Annotated in this window: 24 protein-coding genes; 15 read left to right on the top strand and 9 right to left on the bottom strand. The window is 45.9% G+C overall.

Features of this window, described 5'->3' with window-relative positions:
- Window positions 1-20: 20 nt before the first annotated feature.
- Window positions 21-2,540, bottom strand: a complete 2,520-nt coding sequence (locus tag L4D06_RS13410; protein ID WP_429739914.1) for a CoA transferase — start codon at window positions 2,538-2,540, stop codon at window positions 21-23.
- 157 nt (window positions 2,541-2,697) lie between these two features.
- Window positions 2,698-3,624, bottom strand: a complete 927-nt coding sequence (locus L4D06_RS13405; RefSeq protein ID WP_429739912.1) for a LysR substrate-binding domain-containing protein — start codon at window positions 3,622-3,624, stop codon at window positions 2,698-2,700.
- A gap of 342 nt (window positions 3,625-3,966) precedes the next feature.
- Here L4D06_RS13405 and L4D06_RS13400 point away from each other — a divergent pair, with 342 nt between their 5' ends.
- The 8 genes from L4D06_RS13400 (at window position 3,967) to L4D06_RS13365 (ending at window position 12,834) form a co-directional block, all read left to right on the top strand.
- Window positions 3,967-4,257, top strand: coding sequence for a BCCT family transporter (locus L4D06_RS13400; protein ID WP_429739910.1), 291 nt, complete (start codon window positions 3,967-3,969; stop codon window positions 4,255-4,257).
- Window positions 4,254-5,414: an iron-containing alcohol dehydrogenase gene (locus L4D06_RS13395; RefSeq protein ID WP_429739908.1), complete on the top strand. Its 1,161-nt coding sequence runs from the start codon at window positions 4,254-4,256 to the stop codon at window positions 5,412-5,414. The genes L4D06_RS13400 and L4D06_RS13395 overlap by 4 nt, the downstream gene beginning before the upstream one ends.
- 16 nt (window positions 5,415-5,430) lie before the next feature.
- On the top strand, window positions 5,431-6,924 hold the full coding sequence (locus L4D06_RS13390) for a CoA-acylating methylmalonate-semialdehyde dehydrogenase (protein ID WP_429739906.1): 1,494 nt from the start codon (window positions 5,431-5,433) through the stop codon (window positions 6,922-6,924).
- 441 nt (window positions 6,925-7,365) lie between these two features.
- Window positions 7,366-8,382 carry a TRAP transporter substrate-binding protein gene (locus tag L4D06_RS13385; protein ID WP_274164803.1) on the top strand — a complete coding sequence of 339 codons (1,017 nt, stop codon included), beginning with the start codon at window positions 7,366-7,368 and terminating at the stop codon, window positions 8,380-8,382.
- A 77-nt stretch (window positions 8,383-8,459) separates the two neighbouring features.
- Entirely contained in the window at window positions 8,460-9,017 is a 558-nt protein-coding gene (locus tag L4D06_RS13380) for a TRAP transporter small permease subunit (protein WP_429739904.1), read from the top strand.
- The gene (locus tag L4D06_RS13375) at window positions 9,010-10,326 is read left to right on the top strand and encodes a TRAP transporter large permease (RefSeq protein WP_429739902.1); all 1,317 of its coding nucleotides are present in this window, start codon (window positions 9,010-9,012) and stop codon (window positions 10,324-10,326) included. Before L4D06_RS13380 ends, L4D06_RS13375 begins: the two co-directional genes overlap by 8 nt.
- 76 nt (window positions 10,327-10,402) lie before the next feature.
- Window positions 10,403-10,909 (top strand): gluconokinase, encoded by a 507-nt coding sequence (locus tag L4D06_RS13370; protein ID WP_274164806.1) that lies wholly within the window; start codon window positions 10,403-10,405, stop codon window positions 10,907-10,909.
- A 311-nt stretch (window positions 10,910-11,220) separates the two neighbouring features.
- A complete protein-coding gene (locus tag L4D06_RS13365; RefSeq protein WP_429739900.1) occupies window positions 11,221-12,834 on the top strand; it encodes an AMP-binding protein in 1,614 nt (537 codons plus the stop codon).
- A 118-nt stretch (window positions 12,835-12,952) separates the two neighbouring features.
- Here L4D06_RS13365 and L4D06_RS13360 read toward each other — a convergent pair whose 3' ends face one another.
- Window positions 12,953-13,240: a hypothetical protein gene (locus L4D06_RS13360; RefSeq protein ID WP_274164808.1), complete on the bottom strand. Its 288-nt coding sequence runs from the start codon at window positions 13,238-13,240 to the stop codon at window positions 12,953-12,955.
- Window positions 13,241-13,356: 116 nt separating this feature from the next.
- Between L4D06_RS13360 and gcvA the strand changes: the two genes are divergently transcribed.
- Window positions 13,357-14,277 (top strand): transcriptional regulator GcvA, encoded by a 921-nt coding sequence (gene gcvA, locus L4D06_RS13355; protein WP_274164809.1) that lies wholly within the window; start codon window positions 13,357-13,359, stop codon window positions 14,275-14,277.
- A 196-nt stretch (window positions 14,278-14,473) separates the two neighbouring features.
- Here the strand turns inward: gcvA and L4D06_RS13350 are convergent, their stop codons facing one another.
- Window positions 14,474-14,851, bottom strand: coding sequence for a nuclear transport factor 2-like protein (locus tag L4D06_RS13350; protein ID WP_429739897.1), 378 nt, complete (start codon window positions 14,849-14,851; stop codon window positions 14,474-14,476).
- Window positions 14,852-14,977: 126 nt separating this feature from the next.
- Window positions 14,978-15,535, bottom strand: a complete 558-nt coding sequence (locus tag L4D06_RS13345) for a dienelactone hydrolase family protein (RefSeq protein WP_429739895.1) — start codon at window positions 15,533-15,535, stop codon at window positions 14,978-14,980.
- Window positions 15,536-15,877: 342 nt separating this feature from the next.
- Between L4D06_RS13345 and L4D06_RS13340 the strand changes: the two genes are divergently transcribed.
- Window positions 15,878-16,933 (top strand): HlyD family secretion protein, encoded by a 1,056-nt coding sequence (locus L4D06_RS13340; protein ID WP_429739893.1) that lies wholly within the window; start codon window positions 15,878-15,880, stop codon window positions 16,931-16,933.
- Window positions 16,934-16,976: 43 nt separating this feature from the next.
- Here L4D06_RS13340 and L4D06_RS13335 read toward each other — a convergent pair whose 3' ends face one another.
- Both L4D06_RS13335 and L4D06_RS13330 read right to left on the bottom strand, forming a co-directional pair.
- On the bottom strand, window positions 16,977-18,644 hold the full coding sequence (locus L4D06_RS13335; protein WP_429739892.1) for a sensor histidine kinase: 1,668 nt from the start codon (window positions 18,642-18,644) through the stop codon (window positions 16,977-16,979).
- A 93-nt stretch (window positions 18,645-18,737) separates the two neighbouring features.
- A complete protein-coding gene (locus tag L4D06_RS13330) occupies window positions 18,738-19,490 on the bottom strand; it encodes a response regulator transcription factor (protein WP_274164814.1) in 753 nt (250 codons plus the stop codon).
- 421 nt (window positions 19,491-19,911) lie between these two features.
- On the opposite strand from L4D06_RS13330, the gene L4D06_RS13325 reads away from it, so the two are divergent.
- From L4D06_RS13325 to L4D06_RS13305, 5 genes are all read left to right on the top strand, one after another.
- Window positions 19,912-20,904 (top strand): ABC transporter substrate-binding protein, encoded by a 993-nt coding sequence (locus L4D06_RS13325; RefSeq protein ID WP_274164815.1) that lies wholly within the window; start codon window positions 19,912-19,914, stop codon window positions 20,902-20,904.
- A 183-nt stretch (window positions 20,905-21,087) separates the two neighbouring features.
- Entirely contained in the window at window positions 21,088-21,987 is a 900-nt protein-coding gene (locus tag L4D06_RS13320) for an ABC transporter permease (RefSeq protein WP_274164816.1), read from the top strand.
- On the top strand, window positions 21,980-23,251 hold the full coding sequence (locus L4D06_RS13315) for a quaternary amine ABC transporter ATP-binding protein (RefSeq protein ID WP_429739889.1): 1,272 nt from the start codon (window positions 21,980-21,982) through the stop codon (window positions 23,249-23,251). Before L4D06_RS13320 ends, L4D06_RS13315 begins: the two co-directional genes overlap by 8 nt.
- Before the next feature lie 133 nt (window positions 23,252-23,384).
- Entirely contained in the window at window positions 23,385-24,443 is a 1,059-nt protein-coding gene (locus tag L4D06_RS13310) for an endonuclease/exonuclease/phosphatase family protein (protein ID WP_274164818.1), read from the top strand.
- 122 nt (window positions 24,444-24,565) lie between these two features.
- The gene (locus L4D06_RS13305; protein WP_274164819.1) at window positions 24,566-25,357 is read left to right on the top strand and encodes a substrate-binding periplasmic protein; all 792 of its coding nucleotides are present in this window, start codon (window positions 24,566-24,568) and stop codon (window positions 25,355-25,357) included.
- Between the two features lie 156 nt (window positions 25,358-25,513).
- Here L4D06_RS13305 and L4D06_RS13300 read toward each other — a convergent pair whose 3' ends face one another.
- Both L4D06_RS13300 and L4D06_RS13295 read right to left on the bottom strand, forming a co-directional pair.
- Window positions 25,514-25,783, bottom strand: coding sequence for a hypothetical protein (locus L4D06_RS13300; RefSeq protein ID WP_429739886.1), 270 nt, complete (start codon window positions 25,781-25,783; stop codon window positions 25,514-25,516).
- Between the two features lie 182 nt (window positions 25,784-25,965).
- Window positions 25,966-26,688 carry an alpha/beta fold hydrolase gene (locus tag L4D06_RS13295; protein ID WP_429739884.1) on the bottom strand — a complete coding sequence of 241 codons (723 nt, stop codon included), beginning with the start codon at window positions 26,686-26,688 and terminating at the stop codon, window positions 25,966-25,968.
- Between the last annotated feature and the right edge of the window lie 42 nt (window positions 26,689-26,730).

Here is a 26,730-nt window from a genome sequence, read left to right as displayed (position 1 = left end):
CAACCACTTCGTTTAAAATATTAGTTCGGTATAAATGCATCAGACCAGCCTTCACTGACAACACCCGTATTGATTAGCGCTTGAATCGCATCATCGCTTAACGACAAACGAGAAAGAACCTCACGGCTCGAAGTGCCAAATCTCTCTGTCGGTTTGAGCGCAATGATCCCTGCATGGGAAGGCCGAATAGAATAATGATCGACGGTGGTAGTTTCTAAGCCACTTGGGTGGTCTTCATAAACAGAAAATGCATAGCTCCCTAGGTCACTCCCCACTTTTCCATCGCTTTTTCGGCTGTACTTATCGCGTAGCCATTCAATGCTTTTTATTTCCGCTGCACCTATGTCTAGCTCGCAAAATGTATTGATCCAGTAATCACAGGTCTGCTTCCGCAAGGCATTGGCGATAAGCGCTTTTCGCTCAGTTTCATTGCAAACAGAAACCCCTCGAAAGTGCTTGAGCAACTCAAACGTCACGAAATCCTTTTCAGACGCATCAAGATACAGCCAACCATCCGATGTCGGATAAATATGGGACAGACTATGGTAGCCCAAAGCCTCTCGGCCGGACGGCTCGTTAAACGGTCCGCGGCTAGCATATTCATGGCTATATTTTATCTGCGCTAGATTCGAGATTGACGACAGTGATGTTCTTGCACGGAGTGCTTGTCCCGTTCTTTCACGATGGTATAACGCCACTGCAATACTCAAACCACCAGCAAAACCGCAGTTCACATCCAAAGTGCCGATATGGGCATGTTCTTCTGGGGTTTGCGCCCCGCCAAAGCGACTCATGATCCCGCTATTGGCTTGAATAATATCGTCATAGCCAATGTAGTCGGTTTTTTCACCGCGCTTAGGACCACCAAAGCAATCTAAACGACAAAATATCACATTGGGATTGATGGCTTTCAACCGTGCATCGCTTAACCCTAACGCCTCAACTTGACGCTCTGGAGCGTTGATCACAACCACGTCACTTTCTTTAACCAATTCTTCAAAAATGGTTTTTCCTTGGTCAGTCAGCATATCCATCAATAGGCTTTCTTTTCCGCAGTTAGACAAAAAGCTAAACAAGACGCCAATGAGTGGATCGTAAAGGGATTTGGTAGGGTCCAGTTTCGTCACTTTGGCACCAAAGCGCGCCAAGAACCCTGTGGAATGGGGCCCAGCAATGACATTGGTAAGGTCGAGTACACGCACACCATCTAGCCAAAGTGGATTGTTGTCATCTTGTTGGCCTTGCTCCTGATCAAGAGATGCGATGTTCAACGTAGGTTCTGAACGGAAAGAAAAGAGATATTTGGCATCATTAAAATCACCATACTGACGAGGTGACACGTCGCACAGTTCCTCTCCCATGCCTTCAAACCAAACGAACGGTCCCGGCTGTTTCATTTCACCATAGTTTTCATCATTCACGGTGACAGTTAGGCCGCTTTCAACATTGTGAGGGTTGCCCATCCATTCTTGTGTAGAACGATGTGGCGCACCAGGAATGCCATGCTCCCCAAATATCTGGCCCCATTCTTCAGAGGTTTTAGCCACAAAAGCACGCTTCATTTTTTCAGCAATAATGTCCGCCCATTTTTTTGGCAATGGGTACACGCCAATAGAGGTCTCTCCGTCCCATTCTGCAATGGGCAGATACAAGTCCTCAACATCAGGAAGCCCCTCGTCAACGAGCTCATCATAGAGTCCCGCAACCTGCAGGCAGCGTTTCGCATGATTACGATGCGAAGGACAGACGACGTAAAAAAAACGCCCATCTTTGCATTCGTACGTGCGGAAAAATGGGTCAAGAAACTCCTGCAACTCCTCGTATGTCACATCCATTTCAAGCCCATGCTCACGACGACGAGCAATCTCATGCTCGCGCATGGTGGCGTAACGCTCAGGGAGACCTTCAATCACTATCGAGTTATAGGACAGCCCTTCCATCAAAGCTGATGCTATAGGGACTTCAATATGATCACCCCGACCACTCTTTTCACGTGCATATAAGGCGAGAGATACAGCACTGCTTGCCAACGTTGTCGCGTACGCTGACCCTAAAGCCAATGGAGAGAAACTTGGATTGCAGCCCATGAGTAATCGGTTGAAGCCCATGTCAGCATATACGCCGGAGGTGGCAGAGATAATCGCTTCCGTGGCTTTCCATTCCCTTCTGAGTGTGTCGTTAGAAGCAAAGCCGGGGACAGATAAGGTAATCAGCCTTGGATCGGCCTGACGAAGTGATTCAAAATCAATCCCTAGACCTTGAAGTTTACCGGGGCGGAAATTTTCGATAATGATGTCAGCAGTAGCGCAGAGACAAAGGGCTTTTTCGCGTCCCTCACTGGTTTTCAAGTCCAGTTCAATACACAATTTATTTCGATTTAACACCGCATTAGCAGGATCATCCCACATTGGGCCACATAGCGGATCGATATGTACAACGTTTGCACCTAAATCGGCAAGAATCATCGCAACAGCGGGACCCGCAATATATTGGCCAAAATCTACAACATTGATTCCTGCAAGCGGCAGTGTATTTCTCATTTATTTATGCTCCTACCATAGAGATGTTAACCTGAAATGAGAAACCTCCTTCACACGGAGAGGGAGTTTCATTACAGGCAATGATAGGTTGCAGTGAAATAAACAACTATTAATAAAATTTAGGTCTCGACGTATAAAAAATTAATACGACAGAAAATTAATTATATAAATCTCTATAGTCATTATTGGATGAATCCCTCTCCACTTCCAACAATATCCAATCAATAAACAACTGAGCGTGTGGATGTAAGGCCCTTGAATTAGACCTAACAAGATAAAATGCTTCACGTGTCGTTACGTCTGTCTCAAATAAGCGAACAAGCTTTCCCTCGCCAACATATCTTTTAACCAAACTGCTCCGACCAAGTGCTATACCGCCATGATTTATTGCTACTTCTAACGCATTGACTAATGTGTCATATTGGCTACCTTGTTGAAACTCGGCATAAGGTAACCCCATGCTAGCAAACCAATGACCCCAACCGTCTTCATAACCAATCACATGCAGCAATTTCTCTTTTAGTAGCGTCTCTGAACTGATGTCTGACGGCAGACGTTCTGCATACTGTTTGCTGCAAACGGGAGACAGGGTATCCCAGGTTAAACGATGGGCTGTTAGATGCGGCCATTGCCCATTTCCATAGGTGACTTCTATGTCACAATCATTCGAGCCATGGCGATTATTCACCCAGATATTACTGGTGACTTTTAGGTTAACTTCAGGATATTTCGCCATAAAGCTCTCCAATCTTGGCGCAAGCCAATGAATAAAAAAGACCAAATTAATCCTAATATTTAATAACTTAGTCCTATTCTGACCAAAGAGCTCCTCCGTCACTTCTGAAAGCTTCTCTATAGCATCATGCACAACAGGCATATAAGCCGCGCCGGCGTCAGTCAACTGAAGGCCTCGTGGAAGACGCACAAACAGTGCTGTGCCCAACTGACTCTCTAAGCCTTTTATCTGTTGGCTCATTGCTGCCTGCGTAATATGCAACTCTTGCGATGCGTGAGTAAAACTCAAATGCCGAGCCGCGGCTTCAAAAGAGCGTAGCCAGTTCAACGGGGGAAGCCTCTTCTTCATGTTTACGTCCTTGTTTACTCACGACTTCAAGATACTTGTTCAGCGAGAATGGGTTTGGATAAATACCCAAACCCATTCCCAGTGCTTTTTAATGTAACTCAATAAAACGTAATTTGCGCAATAAATTAATCATCTATTGGGATGTATAAATTTTCTTATGCCAATGGCTGTATTTTTTTTGATTGTCTAAATGAGCGTGAACGTAGATGTTTAGCTGGATCTAAATATAAACAATGAATAACCAGAAAGACCAATGAAGTTAAAGAAATAAATCAATAACAACACAAGGTGACAATCGTCACTAAAAAATCACAAGGACAGATTTCAATCAGGAGCATTGCAATGGGAAATGAGATAAGTAGGAATAATAAAAAAGGAATATTTGCAGGGGTAAACCCTATAATGGCCACTGGGTCTTCCTTTCTTATTATTTTGTTTGTTATCTACACCACGTTAGCGCCAGAACACGCCAGTGGCGTTTATTCTGCATCAAAGAATTATATCGCAACGAATTTGGCTTGGTACTACGTCGGATTGATGAGCATCTTCTTATTTATATCTATCTATCTCGTTTTCAGTCGCTATGGGAGCATCAAACTAGGAAAACCAGACGTAAAAGGAGCAACCAAATGAGCGCATCAGTCACCTTACCAAGAATGATGGAAATTGGCGGCGGAGCAATCGCTCGTACGCCTGATTTGGTAAAAAACTTAAATGCATCACGCGTGTTATTAATCACCGACAGAACCATGGTGCAGTTTGGTTATGCCGATAAGGTTCAACAATTGCTCACCCAAGCGGATATTGAATCTCGTGTCTATGCGGACACCATTCCTGAACCGACAGCGAGCTCGGTCGATGAAGCTGTACAAATCGCTAAAGACGGCGGGTTTGATTGCTTGATTGCGCTCGGCGGCGGCAGCGCCATCGACAGTGCTAAGGCCATTGCGATTCTTGCTCACTTCGGCGGAAAAATGCGTGACTACAAAGTCCCGCGTATTGTGAATGAGCAAGGCTTACCGATCATTGCCATTCCAACCACGGCCGGAACAGGCTCTGAAGTGACCAAGTTTACCGTGATCACTGATGACGCTACCGACGAGAAAATGCTGTGTGTTGGATTAGGTTTCTCCCCTACGGCAGCGATTGTGGATTATGAACTGACGATGTCATTGCCCGCACGCATCACCGCGGATACGGGTATCGATGCATTAACTCATGCTATTGAAGCCTACGTCAGCCGTAAAGCCAGTGCATTTAGCGACTTCAACGCGCTAGAAGCGATGCGATTAATTGCGCCTAACCTTCGCACGGTTTACCACAATGGCAGCGATACAAACGCTCGCGAAGCCATGATGCGAGGCGCAACAATAGCAGGGATTGCCTTTTCCAATGCCTCTGTTGCGCTAGTCCATGGAATGAGCCGCCCGATTGGGGCGTTTTTCCACGTTCCTCATGGCCTATCCAACGCCATGCTTTTACCAAGTATTACCGCTTTCTCTATTCAAGAAGCACCTGTGCGATACGCACAGTGTGCCGTTGCAATGGGGCTGGCCCGTGAAACAGATTCGATTGATGTTGCCAATGCACGTTTAGTGGAAGAACTCGCCGCGATCAATCAAGAGCTCAACGTCCCAACACTGGAAGAGTTTGGGGTGACACGCGACAACTTTGAATCTGTGGTCGATACCATGATAGAGCAAGCTCTCGCATCAGGATCGCCCGCCAACAACCCAAGAGTTCCCAACCCAGAAGAAATGAAATCATTGTATCGAGGCCTTTGGTCTTAAGAAAAGGAAGCCACCCATGGAAAATATTGGACACCTCATCAACGGCAAGTTGCGCGAAGACAATGCCGGCACGCAACCTGTTTATAACCCAGCTACTGGGGAAGCGATCCGTGAGTTAATGCTCGCACCAGACGATCTGGTTAACGAAGCGGTTGATATTGCCAACGCCGCGTTTCAATCATGGCGCGATCAACCTGCCATTAAACGTGCGCGCATCATGTTTAAATACAAGCAGTTGCTTGAAGAAAACAAAGATGAAATATGCCGTCTCATTGGCGAAGAACACGGAAAGATTGCACACGACGCAGCGGGCGAACTGCAACGCGGCATCGAAAACGTCGAATATGCCTGTGCAGCAGCAGAGTTGCTCAAAGGTGAATACAGCAAGAATGTCGGTCCTTCCATTGATTCATGGTCAGAGCATCAACCTCTGGGTGTCGTCGCGGGCATCACACCATTTAACTTCCCAGCGATGGTACCACTGTGGATGTTCCCAATGGCCTTGGTATGCGGTAACTGCTTTATCCTCAAGCCATCAGAAAAAGATCCAAGCACTTCTTTATTTATCGCGACGTTGCTCAAAGAAGCTGGCCTTCCTGACGGTGTAATGCAGGTTCTTCAAGGTGGTAAATCTGTGGTAGATGGTCTGCTAACGCACAAAGGCATTGAGGCGGTTAGTTTTGTTGGCAGTACACCGATTGCCAAATATATCTATGAGCAAGCCACGCAAAACGGCAAGCGCTGCCAGGCGTTGGGCGGAGCGAAAAACCACGCGATAGTCATGCCAGATTGCGATCTTGAAAATGCGGCGAATCAATTGGTTGGAGCCGCATATGGCTCTAGTGGCGAGCGTTGCATGGCGCTATCCGTCGCCGTTGTCGTAGGCCAAGAAACGGCAGATAGCTTGGCTGCGATCCTTAAACCAAAGCTTGACGAACTCCGCGTGGGCGCTTTTTATGATAACGACAATGACTTCGGTCCTGTTATCAGTCGCGAGCATAAAGAGAAAGTGAATGGCTATATTTCCTCTGCTGAAAGTGACGGTGCGATCCTTGTGGTTGATGGTAGAAACCCAGAAGTAGAAGGCTATGAAAGCGGGTACTTTGTTGGCCCGACGTTGATCGACAATGTGCTGCCGAACATGACGAGTTACCAAGAAGAAATCTTTGGTCCTGTCATGCAAATTGTTCGCGTCGATTCAATGCAAGAAGCCATGACGCTCATCGACAACCATGAGTACGGCAACGGCACTTGCATCTTCACCCGTGACGGGGAAGCGGCGAGATATTTCTCTGACAACATCAAGGTAGGCATGGTCGGGATCAATGTGCCACTACCTGTGCCAGTTGCTTACCACAGCTTTGGGGGTTGGAAGCAATCTCTGTTCGGTGATTTGCATGCCTATGGTCCAGATTCGGTGAAGTTCTACACACGCAGAAAAACCATCACTCAACGCTGGCCATCCGCGAATGTTCGCGAAGGTGCGGTATTCTCAATGCCTACACTCTAGCCACGCTTACTGTTTAATCCATATACAGAATTGAATAACGCCCAAACCGTATCATTGGTTTTGGGCGTTTGTTTTATTCATAGCATTGATATTGAGCCACAAATCGATAGATGGTGCTCTTTCATAACGTACGATGTTGCGTTCATTCTGCTTGTTATACATTTTCCTTATCCTACCTCGCTTTCACACTAGAAACAGTAAAGCCCTATTTTTCAATGTAATAACAATAAAATATCGACTGTTCTACCGCGTATCACGCCCAATCGTTATTAACAATAAATTAACCAAAGGCTGATTTTGAGATCTAGGTCTCGGAAGATAATTAAGTTACCGGTAACACTATTGCAACGTTACCGGTAACATTCGTAACAATCAGAACAAGAAACCTTCAGTGGAAACGCTGTTATTTTCCAACGTGGAACCCATAAGGATACCTCTGAAATGAACATGCTATCTAAAGCTTTGTTAGCTGCTACCGTCACTGGCCTCTTTTCTGCATCAACCTTAGCCGCTGATTTTAAATTAAAAATTCAGTCATCTGATCCATCAGGCGACCTTAACTTCAAAATCCAGCAAGATTGGGCAGAGCGTGTTGAACAAATGTCGAATGGCAGAATCGATATCGACTTACTGCCTGTTGGCTCTATTGTTAAGCATACTGAAACATTAGGCTCGATCAAATTGGGCATTATTGATGGCCATATCACGGCGACAGGTTACTTCTCAGGCAAAGACCCCGCATTTGGTTTGATTGGCAACATGGTTGGCGCATGGTCAGACACCACACAATTGCTGCAATACATGAACTACGGTGGCGGCAACGAATTAATGACCGAACTGTACGCGCCGTATGGTGTGAAGTTCATTGGCGCATCGACCACGGGTGTCGAGTCTTTCATTTCGAAAAAGCCATTAGATGGCGTTGATGATCTTAAAGGGTTGAAACTCAGAGCACCTGAAGGCTTGGTGCAGCAAGTATTTGCCGCCGCAGGCGCAACCCCTGTTAACCTGCCTGGTTCCGAAGTATTTACTGGCTTGAGCAAAGGCGTGATCGACGCGGCGGATTACACCGTGTTTTCAACCAACCAAAAAGCGGGCATGAACGACATTGCCACGCACCCTGTCCAGCCGGGCTTCCACTCTCTCCCACTCATCGATGTGTCAATTTCGCAAAAGAAATGGGACGCCATGCCAGCGGATCTTCAACAAATACTGCAAACCTCGGTGAGGGATTTCTCATACGACATCACCACCCAACTAAAAATTGCAGACCAAGCAGCACTCACAGAAGCACAGAACAACCCAAACATCACCATCCACAATTGGTCTGACGACGAACGTAAGAAATTCCGTGAAATCGCGAAGACCCAATGGAAGGTGTTTGCCGAACGTTCGCCAAATGCCCAAAAGGTCTATGACTCTGTCACCACGTTCCTGACCTCAAACGGTTTGTTGTAATCGTACGTTGTTTGCCCTAGTGAGGATGTTTGACCCGAGGAGGGCATTTGCCCTCTTCATATTTGGGATGAATTGTTATGGATAATAAACCGCCCGCGTCAGTTCAAGCGGATGAGAATACGCCGCGCAACCCGCTGGATCGGGCTATCGTTCGCATCGGCGACCTGCTTAGTCTTCTCTTTATTGTCACTGCATTGATTTCTTTCTATGAAGTCGTCATGCGTTATGCCTTCAATGCGCCAACAACTTGGGTACATGAGACCGCTTCCTTCATTGGTGGTGCACTTTTCATTTTTGGCGGCATCTATGCTTTTGCTACCAACAAGCATGTTCGCGTCGTGCTGATTTATGATGCAGTGTCTGCCAAAAAACGCCGCTACCTCAATATTTTCCATCATATTGTCGGTCTTGTGTTTGCTGGCATGCTGGCTTATTCCGCCTACTTCACCGCTGAAGAATCTTGGTTCGCACCTTGGGGCGATTTTCGCCTCGAAACGTCTGGCTCTGTACTTAATGCGCCATACCCCGCCTTGCTTAAAGGGCTACTGTTCGCCGTGTTATGCGTGTTGGTGATTCAATTTACGTTACACCTACTTCAAGAAATCAGCAGTATTAGGAAATCGAAAGATGTTTGAATTGTCTTCAATCGGCCTTGGTTGGGGCAGTATTCTCATGCTCGCAATGATGGTCGCGCTATTGCTCACAGGCATGCAACTGGCATTCGTAACTGGCTTCGTCGCACTATTTTTCACTTTGGGTTGGTTTGGACCGGATGCACTGCCTTTGATTGCCAGCCGTACCTACAGTTTTGTCTCCGGCTATGTGTTTCTTGCTGTTCCCATGTTCGTGCTCATGGCGTCCATCCTTGATCGTTCAGGGATTGCCAAAGATCTGTTTAATGCCATGCGAGTGGTAGGCCGCCGAGTACGTGGTGGTGTCGCCGTACAAACTCTGATGGTTGCCGTTATATTGGCGTCTATGAGCGGCGTGATTGGCGGTGAAACCGTGCTGCTCGGCATTCTCGCTTTGCCGCAAATGCTACGTTTAGGGTACAACCGGAAACTCGCGATCGGCACAACCTGTGCCGGTGGTGCATTAGGCACCATGCTACCCCCAAGTATCGTATTGATTATCTATGGCATGACCGCGAGTGTCTCCATTGGTGATTTATTCAAAGCTTCATTTGTGCCCGCCCTACTTTTAGCTAGCTTCTATGTCGCCTATGTGTTGATCCGCTGTTATCTAGACCCCTCTCTCGCACCTGACTCCGTTCCCTCTGATGCAGAAGAGGAGAAAGAGATCAGTTATATGAAGGCACTGTTTTTCCCGCTGCTTTCTGTCGCAGTGGTGCTCGGCAGTATCTATTCCGGCATTGCATCTGTCACCGAAGCCTCAGCGCTGGGTGTTATTGGCATCATGGCGAGTGCATGGATTCGTGGTGAATTGAATTTCAGAATGATGAAAGACAGCGCCATCGCTACCATGCGCACGTGCGGCATGATCATTTGGATTGGCATAGGGGCAAGCGCCTTAGTCGGCATCTACAACTTGATGGGCGGGATTGATTTTGTAGGCGACGTTATCTTCTCGCTCAGTGGCGGCGGGGCATTATCAACCTTGCTAATCATGATGCTTATATTGCTGGTGCTTGGTATGTTTCTCGATTGGGTCGGTGTCGCCTTGCTCACCATGCCTATTTTCGTTCCAATGATCACTGAGCTCGGTTACGACCCTATTTGGTTTGGCGTGGTGTTCTGCCTCAATATGCAAGTGTCTTTCTTGTCACCACCATTTGGCCCTGCGGCGTTTTACCTCAAATCCGTTGCACCCAAAGATATTAGTCTGGGTGAAATCTTCAGTTCTTTGTTGCCATTCATCGCGCTCCAAATCTGCGTGCTAAGCCTCACCATTGCCTTCCCTCAGCTCGCTATGTGGTGGAAGTAATGCAAGCGCATTCCAGTTATACATTCGCATCTTTACGCCGTATGGCATGGATGAAGGTAAGAGGACTATGATTCCCATGAAACCGAAAAAGATACTATTGATGGGCGTATCAGGCTCTGGAAAGAGTCTGATTGGTAGCCTCGTTGCCCAAAGGCTCGATATCCCCTTTTATGACGGTGATGATTATCACCCTGAAGAGAATGTGAAGAAAATGCGTCAAGGAATCCCTTTGAGCGATACTGATCGTCAAGGCTGGCTTCGCACGCTTAACACCTTGTTTATCAAAAACGATGAACTGGTGGTCGCTTGTTCTGCATTGAAAAAAGAATACCGAGATACGTTACGCCAGAACAACGAAGGCATGACCATTGTTTTTCTACGTGGTGATTTCGACACCATTTGGTCACGCCATCAAAAACGCACCGATCACTATTTTAAGGGGCAAGACATGCTGAAAAGCCAATTCGAAACCCTCGTAGAACCTACACAAGATGAAGCCGTTTTCATCGATATTACCCATGATGCTGACGAAGTCGTTAATGCAGTGATGCATGCTATCGGGAAATCGCAAAACTCAAAATAGCCGCTTTATCTTCATTGCAGTCCATTCAAGCACACCAATTAGTGACGCTGTCACTTATTGATGTGCTTAACGACCACTAAAATTGACGCCATTCATAAGAAGAACCCTCAGCGTTTTCTTCCTCGATGCGTTGATACTCTCTCTAAAACGATACGAGTTATATATTATTTTCAATATTAATCAGTGAATTATCTTTTAATAGGAGATTGCGAAACCTCTGTGATAATTTTGTGAGATTTGTCAGTTAGATTCTCTGTATCTCTTCATATTGCTCCCAGCAATTTGAAGAGAGCAATGTAAAGGAGAATTCAATGACTGCGACACTTAACTCGATGGCATTTCCACCAACGCCCCCCTCTCTACTCTCAGACGATGATACCGTCTTTCACATTTCCCCGTTGGAAAGTCTCAACGCGGGCGATGTCCGAAAATTTATCGAATTCGGTCGTGGTTCCAATGAAAAGCCAGCGTTTAACACCCTGAACAGTGCATTCGAACATCATGCTGCCAATACGCCCTACGCCATTGCTGCGATTCACGGTAATCGTTCTATCTCCTACCAAGAACTTGATAATAATGCTGAAAAACTGGCCACACTACTTCATAAAAAAGGCGTCAAACGCGGTGATTCAGTTGGCTTATTTCTCACGCGATCATTGCCAATGCTCGTGGGCATGCTCGCGTGTTTAAAATTAGGGGCAAACTACGTCCCTCAGCATGCAGGGATAACACCGAATTCACAGTTACAACACATTGCCAATGTTGCCCGTATCAAAATAGTGTTGACCCTCAGTCGCCATGAAAAGTACTTACCCGACTTCGGGAACAGCAAAATTATCGCCCTTGATAGCTTAATGAAAACCCGCGCGTTTAATGAACTCAATGTCACTAAAAAGCGGGCGTCTAAACCCAACGATAACTGCTTTATTCTCTTTACGTCGGGAACAACCGGAAAACCCAATGGTGTTCAGGTCACGCACCAAAACGTCTGCAATGTTGTGATGACTTCTCCAGGGAACCTCGGTGTAAAGCCAGGTACGCGCGTCTCACAATTAATGAATATTGCGTTTGATATGTCGGCTTGGGAAATCTATGTCACACTTTGCCATGGTGCCACATTACTGATCCGCGATAGTGTCATCGAAAATACCGCATCAAACGTCGATGTTATTATCGCAACACCTTCCATCCTTGGTCAGATCGCCCCTATCAAATGTCAGGATGTCGCCGTCGTTGCGGTTGCCGGCGAGCCCTGCCCAGAGCCACTTGCTGAAACATGGGGCGAGTTCTGTGATTTCTATAACTGCAGTGGCCCAACAGAAACCACCATCATCAACACGGCTAAATTATATCGCCCTGGAGACACACTCTCCATTGGCAAGCCTACCCCAAACAACACTGTATATATTCTAAATGATGAACTTCTACCCTGTCCCATTGGCGACGTCGGTGAAATGTGGGCAGGTGGCGTCTGTGTCACAAAAGGCTATTTAGCTAACGCCGAACTCAGCCAGTCTCGCTATCGCCCCGATCCCTTCTTGGGCGATGGCCATGTGATGTTTAGAACCCGTGACCTTGCACGTTGGAATGATGACGGAGAGCTTGAACACCATGGACGCACTGATGATCAAGTTAAAGTTAAGGGGTTTCACGTTGAGCTAAACTCTATCTCTTCCGTATTGGAATCAGTGCCCGGTTGTCAATCAGCCGTAACCTTGAAACTGGACAACGACCACCTTGTCGCCTTTGTTACCCCTTCAACCATTGAACAAAAAATGGCCACTGAACATGTCGCGACTTACCTGCCTTACTATTGCGTGCCTGTAGGTGTCATCGCACTTGATCAATTACCACTGACCCCAAGAGGAAAGGTAGATAAATGCTCACTATTAGAAATGTATCAGCAATCTTTCATTCCAAGGTAAGTAACAAATACTAGGTATAACGCTTGGTGCAGCGACCTACATAGCGCTATGAGACTCTAATGAAATGCACACTACGTAGGGCGCCAGCGTTCACTATTTTGCAATACTGACGGCCTTCCTATCTTCTGCCTGACTCACGTATTCTCATTGTGTTCAAATCCTTGTTTCTATCAGCAATGGCTTCAATATCCTCTTGCTGCATACCAATGTCCTCCAAAAGGTATGCCGGATAGTCAGCCACTTCACGGTAGATGTTTTCTTTTACTTTCTTAAGTTGATATGCCCGGATTTTTCCTTCAACAGCATTGAACACGTTGAGCAATAAACGGCTAATCAAAGAGGACGTTTGCGCACTTTGATTAAACGGCATGACCAGCAATGTGTGTTTTGCATTCAGTGGTTTCATGTTTCAACCCTCCAGCGTGGATTGCGTTAGATTTTCTTATCCGTTGGTTGATGATGAGATAACCTGCTATGTTCTACAAACGAGCATTCCTTATGTGGAGTTAGAAAATCTAAATCATGGAAATTCACTTACCCCCACTAAACGCATTACGGGCTTTCGAAAGTGTTGCCCGATTACTCAGTATCAAAGCGGCGGCTGAAGAGCTGCATGTCACACCTGCTGCGGTAAGCCAGCAGATAAAGTCATTAGAGAACTACTTAGACGTGCAATTGCTTGAGCGAAAGGTGAGATCGATTGAACTCACTGAAGCGGGAGAGCAACTGTTTCCGTTTATGGAAGAAGGCTTTTCCAAGCTTGAGGAAGGCGTCAGGCAATTACGACGCAGACAGCAAAGTAACGAATTGGTGGTAAGCGCATCTCCCACATTCGCGGCAAAATGGCTTTTGCCAAGGCTAGGTAGTTTCTACAAAGCCTATCCGAAGTATCGACTGCGCGTTGACGCTTGTGAGAGCCTGGTCAATTTTCGCTCCGATGGTGTAGATGTGGCGTTAAGATATGGCGGCGGAGGGTATCCCAATCTCTTCTGTCAGACCTTGATACCCGAAGAAGTGATACCAGTGTGCAGCCCAGCTCTGCTAAACAGCGCTAAACCCTTGCAGAAACCCGATGATCTGAGACATCACATGCTGCTCCGTTCGGCGTGGCAAACCGGTCAACAGAGCGCACCTTGCTGGGGAATGTGGTTAAGGGCGGCAGGTCTCACAGATATCGACCCTGATGCAGGGCACCATTTCTCGTCGGAATTTTTAACTCTGCAAGCCGCCATTGAAGGGCAAGGTGTTGCGCTCACCGCCAAGGCGTTAGTCACGCAGGACATCAACGCAGGAAAATTAGTCTATCCCTTTGGTGAGGACTTCAATCAACTCGTCGCATTCAGCTATTTCTTCGTTTGCCCAGAATCGCACTTACGCTTAAAGAAAGTACAAGCATTCAAGCAGTGGATAGAGAAAGAGATCCAAGACCAATTTAAACTCTAAGCGGGCATCGATACTGATATCAGATAAGGGCAAACAACGTCCTTTCACTATGAACTCTAGATTGTTGCCTAGGTATAAAACATCGCTTTAAGGGTTAAAAATACATTCACGTGAAAACTCACTTAACTGCCAAAATTTAGGAAAAACCAAAAATGGGTCCTGCATTTTTAGTCCCCTAGCCATTGTTATATATAAGTTAATACACCTTACTAAGTTGTTTGCGCCACTCAGGTTGTTTGTCTTGAAAAGCCCAATATGTATCCATGTTAGTGATAATCCCGCTCTCCAAGCTCAGGATGCTGGTTGCGTAGAAACTATCATCACAATGTGGGCTGGATACGTATATCACACTTATGACTTTATTTGTGGTTGTTTCTTCAAGGCTTAACACTTCAAATTTCCAATCAGCACCAAACACTTCATTTACCGCTATATATTCGTCACGTGTCTCGTAATATTCGCGACTTGTAGGCCACACAACTCGTAAATTCTCATGCAATAACGCCTTTGCCTGAACGTATTCGCCACGGCTAAATTTCGCCCAAAGTTCCCTTACTACATCAATGTTACTCATCGAAAATCCTTGGATATTGCAAATTAGAAGTAGTGCCCCCCATAGACGGCATGTGTTTTTTGCGAGTCCAACCCGTAAAGGGGAACATGTTTAATGCGTATATTGTATGCGAGTCCATCCTACACATTAGGATGTGATGTGTACTTCGATTAGCTTTAAACCATATGCTTCTCCGGCTAAGTCGTATGCCGCAGAGCACTTATTCATAAAGCCATGCTGGAAAGAGGTGATTTCAGTATTCACAAGCTCATAAGTTGAAATGTGTTTACTAACATTTTCCACATTAAATGCTCTTTCTGTACAAGGAAAAACGACCTTTGTTGGTATCTGGGGCTTAATATCAAGATGATTTCTTATTTGCGTCGGATAAAAACAAATCGCCTGACGGCAATCTCCACTATCCAAACTAGAAACTCGCCACACCGCACTTGCGCCTGCACTGAAACCTATAATCAGTTCCGGTTTCACTGTTGAGATAGATTCTGATACTAAAGATAAGTATTTGTCATGTCCGCACTGTTTAACGAACGCATCATAGGCATCTTGCTCATTTATGAAGCTATGACGCATCCCCTCATAGGGGTCAATAACCTCTAGATCAACGTCAAGATGGGTTAGATGATTACTTAAGCAATCAATTGATTCGCATAGCCCAAAGATATCTGTGACCAATACAACCTTCATTTACATCCTATCCTTTTGACAGTGGGTCAATCGCACATAACGTTTTGTTTTAAAGAGCGTATCACTAAAGGCAGTTGATCTACGAATGGGAAAGCAAGACAGAGCGGTGTATTTCTACATACTTCACGGATTCCTTTGGATTGAATCCGAGGGTCTCCCCTATCCACCTTCTGTTTTCTCGTTTGTCACTCTCCGGCTGTTAGCATTGCACAACATAGTTTGCAGAAAAGTTTCTTAACTTAGACAACTTCTTCTGTCTTCCCTTAATAGACTTACAATCCTTGAGTTTCCCCTCTCCCACATTGCCCTTTCGTTAAGGGTTTCGCGATAAGGATTTAAGCGTTGAATAAGGCTCGCCGTTTTACTTGTTTTTTGCTCGTATTCGCTCTAGTGACATGGATTTATGTACAGTGGGCAGAACGCTTCACGCCCATGACTCAACACGGCAGAATCAACGGACAGCTTATTCGCATTAGCCCGCAGGTATCAGGACCAATATCCAGCATTTCTGTCGTCAACAATGCCGAAGTTCGGCGAGGGCAAGCACTACTGAGTATTGAGAGGCGATCGTTTGAGTTAGCCGCGGAATCTGCTCGATTATCGCTAGCAAAAGTGGTGAAGGCGTTCAAAGTAAATTCAGAAGCTATTAGCACGGCGAAAACCAATGAAGTGGCCGCTCGCGTCAGATTGGCCAAGGCAAAACAACACACTGAACGAAATACCTTACTCGCTCGCCGAGGTGTTATCGACCAATCCCCCCTTAATCGCAGTCAATTGGCATTGAATGCTGCCCAAAATGCGCTGTCCGAATCCACTGCTTCACTAATGAAAGCGTATGAAGCACTTGGTCAGAAAGCGGTCAATAGTCTCGCCGTAAAAAGCGCACTCAATGAACTCGACAAAGCGCTGCTCAATCTGTCTTATACCGATATTAAGGCGCCCGCTTCAGGCGCAGTGACAAATATCCGTGTGGCAGCGGGAGACTACGCGACCACGGGTCATCCTCTGTTGACTTACCTAAACACTGACCATTTGTGGCTGACTGCGATGGTAAAAGAAAGCTCTCTTGGCTATGTCGACAAGGGCACGCTGGTCAAAATAGTATTCGAGGCGTATCCCGGCCAGATATACCACGGAGAAGTCACCTCTATTGGTTGGGGAAGCAGTGGAAATGGTAGCCTGAAAATAGACAGCATCAATGGCTTATTTGAATCGCCAGCAGATATCCAATACCCTCAACGTTTCCCAGTCAATGTGCGATTTTTTGACTTACCTGAGGACGTTACGCTCAGGTATGGCGGGCTGGCAACAGTAAGTTTCTACCCGAGACAGTCTGAATTTGGTGAGGCGTTATTGGATTTTTGGACATGGGTATGGAGCTATCTTAGCTATGTTTGACGGCATGTTCATTTACATATCGAACAATGCCAGTAATCAGCCATTATTTTTCCTTGAATTGGCTGTCTTCTCCCTGACCTCCTGACACTGTATTGCTTTCGTCGGCATGGTTCGCTGATGCAGCAAAGGATGGCAAAGGCGTATTCATATCGACGTCCTCCTTAGCAACCATAGCTGGGGAAGAAACGTGATCTTCTTGTTCGTTTTCGATGTTTGATACCTCGACAGAGGGCAATGATGAGTTGAGTTTGGGTTCATCGTCTTCATCCAGCGCAGAGACCACTGAATCGGGAACCGCGCGCACCTCACGTGAGGATGAGCTTGTGATAGAAGACAACTCAAAATAAACGCAAAAACCATGTTCCCCCTTTTTTCCCTCTTCCACATCAAGATGTTCAAGTTGGCTTTGATGAAGGCTCAATATAGCTTCGACAATTTTTGTTCCCATGCCAAGCGAACCGAGCACTGCATTTTCATCGACCGCATTTGAAACGCGAAAACCCACACGACGTGCCGCAATGAATACTGTCTCCAACACTATCGTCGAATGCTTTGGGCTATGGCGCGCTGCGTTTTCAAGCAAGTTGTCGAAGACTCGATTAATCAGCTGTTCATCAGCAAGAATGGAGCAAGGCGTACTCACGTTAACCGAAATCTGGATGTCTTTTTGTTGCGCCGACAAGGCAAAGCGCTCTTTGATTTCTTGAAGTAAGGTGTCAACATCGATCTCTTGGTAAGACAAAACAACTTTTGCTGTAGGCGATCGCGCAGCTTCCAACTGATCCTTTAAATGACGCTGAAGTCGTTGAGCATTGTGATACGCCGTATCAATCATACTTCGACCTTCTTTGTGCTGAATACGCCATGTCTCCAAATAACCAAGTACATTTGCCAACGGCGTTTTTAAATCATGGCTGAGTTGTATCAAATGCTCTCGTCGTTGAGCTTCTTGAATCCGAAGTTGAATAAACTGCTGTTGAATAACCGCCATCATACGCCGATATTGGATAGCCATGTCTTGGAGTTCAGCAGCAGAAAATTGAAGAGGTGGCGTAACGCGAAATTCGGAGGTGGCGGCTTGTTCCATCTGATTCACCATCAGCCTGCCAGGCGTAATAATATGTCGAATGACCATGCGATAGACACCAAATGCAAACAACAATATCGCCACCAGCGCCGCGATAACGACAGGGATATACAGCACCAAGGTGTCTGGATCTAATGGAAGGCTGCGTTGGGAGCTGCCTATCAACACATACAGGTAGCCCGCCACGCTGCCATTTGCATCAATCTGCGCTGCGGAAAACACCTTCTTCCCGTATTGAGATAAAGGGTCATCACCTAAAATCGGAAATGGTTGGTCGTTTAAAAATTGTTGGATCGGTGTAATGTCAATTTGTCTACGCAATACCTGATCAACAGGTGGCCCTGACGTCGTGATATTACCTTTAGGGTCGAGAAAATAGATTTCAAAATCTGGACCAAGCAGCATGAGAGTGTGGAATATGGAAGAGAGAGCTTCCGTGCTGTAGTCATCCCCTACCATCAGGGGGTTGTCATCTCGCATATGCAACGCGAGATCTCTATGAAGTTCTTGTTGTGACCTCAGTTCATTACCCTGCCACAAAGTCACACTCACAAACGTCAGTATCGTCGCACTGATAAAAAACCACACCAAAGTGAATAGCATTAATCGGTGTTTAAACGTCAATATCTCACTCCAAAATCCACCTAAACATCAATCCAACTGCTCTGTCCTACACTCGCGGCTTGTTCACTAAACAATAGCGCTAAAACGTCATCGTTAAAGTCGTTGTAATGCGTTTGCCTCTCTAAACTTATAGCCTACCCCCCACACAGTATGAATGTACTTCGGCATATCAGGATCACTTTCAAGTTTGCTTCTGAGACGGTTAATCGCGCAGCAAACGGTGTGTCGATAGCCGTCATAATCTGTATTCCACACACGGCTCAATAGCTCATCTTTACTGAATACACGTTCTGGCCTTTTCGCCAAGCAACACAATAGAGAGAATTCTGTGGGCGTTAAATTGATGGTCTTACCGCCCAAGGTGACACTGTGAGTCTCGGTTGAAATTTCCAAGTGATCAAACATCAAGGAGGCTTCATTCTCATCCTCACTTGAGGGCTCTATGACTGCTTCCGAACTGTTTTGCCAGTGATTATGTACCGCGGCGCGTCTCATCAAAGCGCGAACTCTCGCTTGGAACTCAACCACACTGAATGGCTTAGCCAAGTAATCATCCGCGCCAGATTCAAACCCTTCTACCATGTCAGATTCAGAATCCAGTGCAGTCAACATCAAAACAGGGATGCCATTTTGCTTTTGGCGCAGATACTCACAGAAGGTTTTACCATCACCATCGTCCAACCCACGATCTAAAACAACGGCAACAATATTGTTTTCTACCAGCGCTTGATACCCTGCTACCAATGATGTGCCTCTAGTCACTTCAAAGCCCATCACCTTAAGATGCAAAGCAATCAAACCCGAAATATCTGCGTCATCTTCTAAAACTAAAACAGACTGTTGCATAGAAAGCTCCCATTCATCTGCAAATATCCCTACCAAAGAACTGCAGAAGAGCCCTTATATTTCACAAAAACAGATATTTTTGACAAATTCCAGCACGAATCTTTGTTCTGATTACACTATCTTACATTTCATACATTCAGCATCGAGCATCTGACAGTTTCGCTTTTCAAATCATTAAGTTATTGAAATCACATCTCTAGCCCTCTCCAGCAAAATTGATTAGCACGCGAAGCAATTGCGGCTTATTAAGTAACTACACTAAAGAAATTTTGCTGCAAACTTGTTATGATTAACGTCATTGCGCGCATATTTTTCAGTTATTTAAACTGCAAATGGATTGATTACAAAGTGCAATATTCGCGAGATAAATGCTTAGAGCTATACATATTTATCGTGATTATTTAAATGAGAGGGAACTTCCATGAAAAAACTTCTAACCACTTCATGTCTGCTGCTTTCGGCATTGCCAATGACAAGCATTGCAGCAGAGTGCGGCAAAGTGACTATCGCAGACATGAACTGGAACTCCGCAACCCTCATCGCAAATATTGACCGCTTCATTCTCGCAGAAGGCTACGACTGCGACGCTGAGCTTGTTCCTGGCGACACTATGCCAACCGGAACGTCAATGATTGAGAAAGGTGAACCGGATATCGCCCCTGAATTCTGGAGTAACTCCCTGAAAGCCGCGCTAGATCGTGGTGTTGAGGAAGGTCGACTTCGCTTTGCAGGAGCAGTACTTTCAGACGGCGGTGAAGAAGGTTTTTGGGTACCAAAATTTTTGGTCGACAAGAACCCTAGCCTAGCGACGATTGACGGCGTTATCGCAAATCGCGAGCTATTCGAGCACCCAGAAGACCCAACAAAATCTGCATTTTACGGCTGCCCTGCTGGCTGGAACTGTCAAATTTCTTCTGGCAACCTGTTCACTGCAATGGGTCTAGAAGACAAAGGTTTTGAACTGATTGATCCAGGTTCAGGCGCTGGTCTTTCAGGCTCTATCGCTAAAGCTTACGAGCGCGGTGAAGGCTGGTTCGGTTACTACTGGGCACCAACAGCGGTACTGGGTAAGTACGAAATGGTAAAAGTGGACTTCGGCTCTGGCATTGATGAAGAACACTTCAAAACCTGTACCACTGATGCTGACTGTTTAGATCCTAAAGTCACCATGTACCCACCGTCAGCGGTTGACACTGTTATCACCGAGAGCTTTGCTCAAAATTCTCCTCAAGCAGTGAGCTACTTATCTAATCGTTCATTCAAAAATGCTGAGCTGAACACACTGCTAGCGTGGATGGAAGAGAACCAAGCCGATGGCGAAATTGCAGCACAACACTTCCTCGAGAACCACGAAGATATCTGGGGTTCTTGGGTTAGCGCTGACGTTGCTAAGAAAGTGAAAGCAGCACTTTAATCTCATAGCAACAAGGGCGGACTGGTTTTCCAGTCCGCCATTTTTCGCGACATATTAAGCAACATTTTTTAAGCAAGACTTTGCGACCAATCTTTCTTAATCTCAAAGAAAGTCGCCACATACCTTTCATTGAAGGGTATAAAGTTTCTCATTATTCTAAAACGCAGAGGACGCTGTACTGTTATGGCAGACAATTCTTGGCTGACCGAATTTCCGGAGATGTCACGCTCCGACCTTCTGGCAATTCGTAAAACACTCGATGGCGCTTACCGCGAATTTTCGCGAAGCTATGGCGAAACTATCGAATCTTTTTTCGACCCACTTCTCCAATTTCTTATCTGGTTTGAAAAACTTCTTCTTGGCACCCCTTGGTGGTTAATGATCGCTGTTCTCGCAGGGGTATCTTACGTTGCCAGCCGTTCATGGAAGCTTTCCGTCGCGGTCATATTCTCATTCCTAGCCATTGGCTATTTCGGTATGTGGGAGGACACTATGCGCACCATGAGCATCATATTGGTGTGTACCATGGTGGCTATCTGCCTCGGCATACCCATCGGCATCGCGATGGCGCGCTCGAACCGCGTTCAATCTGCCGTGACGCCCCTATTGGACGTCATGCAAACCATGCCCGCATTCGTCTACCTTATTCCGGTCGTCATGCTTTTGGGCATTGGTAAAATCCCTGGCGTTATTGCGGTCGTTATTTACGCTATCCCGCCCGTCATTCGCTTAACCAACCTAGGTATTCGTCTCGTCGACAAAGAAGTACTTGAGGCAGCAACGGCTTATGGTGCGAGCCCAACACAACGTTTGTTTGGTGTTCAGCTACCGCTAGCAATGCCCACAATCATGGCGGGTATTAACCAGACAATTATGATGGCACTAGCCATGGTAGTTATCGCTTCAATGATCGGTGTGAAAGGGTTGGGGCAACCTGTCCTTAAATCCATCACAAACCAATATTTTACCCTTGGCTTGATCAACGGCCTTGCTATCGTTGCCCTTGCTATCATTTTTGATAGGGTTTCTCAGAGCTATGCAAAACGCACTCAGCAGCATTTGAGTGGAGGTCACCATGAATAAGCCCAACAAAACACCACTGATTCAGATTAAAGGTCTGTACAAAATCTTTGGTAAAACACCAGAGAAAGTCCTCCCTGATGTGAAAGCAGGAAAATCGAAAGACGATATTCTTGCTGCTACTGGACACACCGTTGGTCTTCAACAAATTGACCTTGATATTGAGCGTGGCGAAATCTTCGTGATCATGGGTCTCTCAGGTTCAGGTAAGTCGACGCTGATTCGTCACTTCAACCGCCTCATTGATCCCACTGAAGGACAAATCATTGTTGAAGGTGAAGACGTCATGAAGCTGGATGACAAAGGTCTTCAGCATTTTCGTCGTCACAAAATGTCTATGGTTTTCCAACGCTTTGGTCTCATGCCGCATCGCACCGTTTTGCAAAACGTTGCTTATGGCTTACAGGTTCAAGGTATCAGCAAAGAAGATCGCGACAAAAAAGCCACTGAGTGGTTAGAGACGGTTGGACTTGCGGGTTACGAGCAACAATACCCTTCCCAGTTATCGGGTGGTCAGCAGCAACGTGTTGGTCTTGCTCGCGCCTTGTGTACGGACGCTGAAATCCTTCTTATGGATGAAGCGTTTTCGGCGCTCGACCCACTGATCCGAAGCGAGATGCAAGATCAGCTGATTGAACTTCAAGAAAAGCTTCAAAAGACGATCATCTTCATTACGCATGATCTCGATGAAGCCCTTCGCCTCGGCGATCGAATCGCGATTCTGCGAGACGGCAAGCTTGTCCAACAAGGCCGTCCGGTGGATATCCTACTCGACCCTGCTGATGACTATGTCGAAGCATTCGTTAAAGATGTCAACCGCGCGCGCGCGCTGACTGTTGATACCGTTATGCAACCCCAAAGCCTTCGCATTAGTGCCGACACCATTGGTGAAGCTCTCGCTCAAATGCGCAGTGCCAAGGTAGAGCACGGCTACTATGTCAACGACGATGGTTATCAAGGGGCATTGTGCATCGACAAGCTAGAATCTGTCGATACATCTCGTCATGACGACGCCATTGATGACAAAGTCTTAGAGGATTTGCCAGGCATTCAATCCGACGCACTCATTGAGCACGTAATCCCTGACACCATTGAGCATGAATTACCGCTTCCTGTGCTGGATCAAGACGGTGAACTTCAAGGCCAGCTTTCTCGTGAAAGTGTTGTAGAAGTATTGAGTGAGCAACCAGCAGCTAACGGTGCTGAAGCTGAAAAATTCAGCAAACCTACCAATACAGACACTGACCAAACCAAGGCATCAGCTTAGTAAAAGCCGAGTAACTTGTTTAATGATTTAATGCGCTTCCTCCCGAAGCGCATTTTTATCCTACCTACCTCACCGATCAGCTTCAAAGTCTTCGCTATACTAAATACATATTTTTCAATATTGAGACGAGATTGTGTTCGCTACCAATAGCAAAAGCTCTTACGCTCATAGTGCCTTTGGCCTCAAGCTCGCAACCATTAACTTGTTTAATTTTATCGAGCCACCTGGCGCATTTTATGAGTTCAGTAACATTTACAGCGAAGACCAATGGCGACAAAAAAAGATGTGGCTCAATCGCTACATCGGCAGTTATCAGCCTGACATTATTGCGTTTCAAGAAGTCTTCAGTGCCTCGGCATTAAAGGCGTTACTTGAACCTTTAGGGTATCGCTTTTTTTCAGTGGTTGATGAGCCAGAACCCATCAACTCAGTCAATGATTACGTCTACAAAAGCCCTGTTGTCTGCCTCGCATCTCGCTACCCCATTTTAAGCGCATTGCCATTGCGTGCCGATCCGGTTTTATCTGAACAAATCGGGATGACTGAAGATTTTGAATACAGCCGCCTGCCCCTTTGCGCAACACTCGAGTTGCCTTCATTGGGACAGACCGATGTCTATGTGGTGCACTTGAAATCCAAACGCCCAATTTTGGATGAAAGTGAGCAAACCGCAGAACACAAAAAAACGCTGCACGAATCCATGCGCGCTGAAATAGCAGGCTCATGGGCGTCATCCATTCAACGCGGCTCCGAAGTGTGTCAACTCATGGCCGCCATCATTCAGCGTCGATTTGAAACTAACAATCCAGCCATTGTTATGGGTGATTTTAACGATGATATGAACTCAGACGTTTTGGGGGCTTTTCACGTTTCAGGCTTACGCTCAATCACTGAAGATATGGCTGACATGCCGCTGTCTCACTATCAACTCCATGATAGTTGGGATTTATTCGTTAAGAACACGGGAGAAACAGGTCTAGAACGCCCGAGTACACATTACTTCCATGCCAAAGGTTCTGTGTTGGATTATATTTTACTCTCGAACGAATTTAACAGCAGCGATCCCGCCAGCCTCGCGGAGGTCGGTGATTTTCATTGCGAAGATAGCCACCTGATTAACCCAAAGTTTGATCAAGATGCTTACAGCAGTGACCATGCTATTGTCAGTGTCACTATAGGATTACGTCGATAAGTCTCTGCACTTCACAAAAACAACTCCAATTTCCTCGCGGTGTTCTCCAAATTGGCATAGCTTTAAAGTGTCCATCTCATTTGTAAGACGTGATGGTCACTTTTTTGCATTGGAGAACGATAATGATTGGCTTCACATGGACACCTTTTTTAAATACGCAATCAATCAAACTGCCTATCCTCTTCAGTTTGCTCCTCACGAGCTTTTTTGCTCCGCTACCGGCTTATGCGGCAGCCGAAAACCAAAACCAAAACCAAGAAATTACCATCGTCAGCGAAGCATGGACGGACGCTACCCATAAAGACGGTTCAGGGCTGTATTTCGACATCATGCGCGAAGTGTTCGAACCCTTAGGCTACAAGCTAAATTTCCTCACAACGACCTATTCACGAAGTGTTTACTTGGTTCAATCCAAGAAAATGCATGCGTTTCTCGGCTCATACATCGATGAGCAAGAAAATGTCCTCTATCCCTACTGGCATTTTGACGCAGAACAAGTGGCGGCGGTATACAAATATACAGTGATACCAGAGTGGCAAGGTGAACAATCGTTGCACGGGAAAACGGTCGCATGGGTAAAAGGTTACGACTACAACGAGTACATGGGAACCACTGTAAACATACGAGAAGTTAAGTCTCGCAGACAAGGGCTGACCATGCTGTACTCTGACAGACTCGATGCTTTGATCGATGCTCGAAGCGAAATCGAAGAAGAATTCGAAAAAGGCAACATAGACAGAAACGCCTTTATTATTTCAAATTTCATAGATTTAAAACTCTACCCTGCATTCACAAACACACCTCAAGGTGAAGAGCTGCGTCGACTCTATGACGAAGGTTTTGAAGAGTTATTACATTCCGGCAAGCTAAAAACGATGTTCGAAGACTACGAGTGGGACTATTTTCCTTTTTGACATAGAACCATGTAACCAGTTTGAACAGAGGGCATATGGTTTAAATGCCTATTGCCCTATTGCTGATCAAACGTGAACTATCAGTATGTTCAGATACAAAAAAAGACGCCGATTCACATCGGCGTCTTTTTGTATTCTTTGTGTCAACCCTAGCCATTAGCGGTTATCAGTGACGTCCTGATAATCCCCATCAATAGTTTTCCCTTGATGACGTTGCTTAGGGCCAAAAGGCGTTTGTTCGGTCTGTTGCTCATATTGCGCTTGGTAAAGATTTGCTTGCTCTTCTTGCGCTTTGCGTAGCTTCCTTACAATGAATGGCTTCGCAATCAGTGCACTCACTGACACAATCAGGCCAAACACAGCGGCAAACATCAAAGTAAAGAAGCCGAGAATAAGTGTAACCACACCGATCAGGATTTGTCTCATGTATATTTCCCGTGGATTAAAATCGTATTGACTTCCGATACCGAAGCAACCTGCAAACACCTTTCGCATCAAGTCGCTTGGGTATAGTTGATAAAATGCGCCTAGCAAGGACACTTTTCAAGGGTACTTTACAGATATTTACACTCTTAGTGTGCAACCACTTCTAGCTAGAAGTGCACTTGTCATTGAGACGAAGCAATCATTTCATTGATTTGATTCACTAATACGGGCACATTTTGCCACAATACAAAATGCCCCTCATCCTTGAGTATTTTTAAATTAGCATGAGGTAAGCGCTTTTTTGCAAAGTAAGAGTTATTCGGGTCAGCCAAATCATCGTCTTCACCATGCACCAACACGATAGGCATGGTTAATGACTTCCAATCTTGCGCCGCCAGCTTTTGCAATTCCATCTCAAGCACCATCATTTCTTCATTGGAACGAAGCATATCGTCTGGAATAACCCATTTAGCCAATAGGGTATCAGCCATGTAGTTATACCATTTTGGTGCTTCTAATTGAGGGTCAAACGCAGATGCAATAAGTAATAAACTGTCTACATAATCAGGGGCAAGTAGCGCCAATTGCAACGCAATCGGTCCTCCAAGAGAGTGGCCAACCAACAAGGTTTTTTTCTTCTCTTGCAGTAATGGTAGCAATACTTGAGCTTGTTTTTTCAATGAGGTCTCAACGGGCGTTTGCGATTGCCCGAAACCCAGCCTATCGACAGCCACCAAATCAAGATTTTGCAACGCGGGATGACCGAGGTAGTCGTCATAGCCCTCTTTACTGCCTGGCGAGCCGTGGATGAAAATTATTCGGTGATCTGACTCAGGGTCTCCCGATGCTTTTAGAGACACGGAACGAATATCTGTGCCCTGCTCTGGATAATTTCCCTTATTCATGCTGTTTTCACTATGGCTTGAAGCACTAAACAGACATGCAAT

Source organism: Enterovibrio makurazakiensis, assembly GCF_050336585.1.
In the GTDB taxonomy this organism is placed as follows: domain Bacteria; phylum Pseudomonadota; class Gammaproteobacteria; order Enterobacterales; family Vibrionaceae; genus Enterovibrio; species Enterovibrio gelatinilyticus.
The sequence above is the reverse complement of the archived record's forward strand: the minus strand, read 5'-3'. Positions and strand labels throughout refer to the sequence as shown.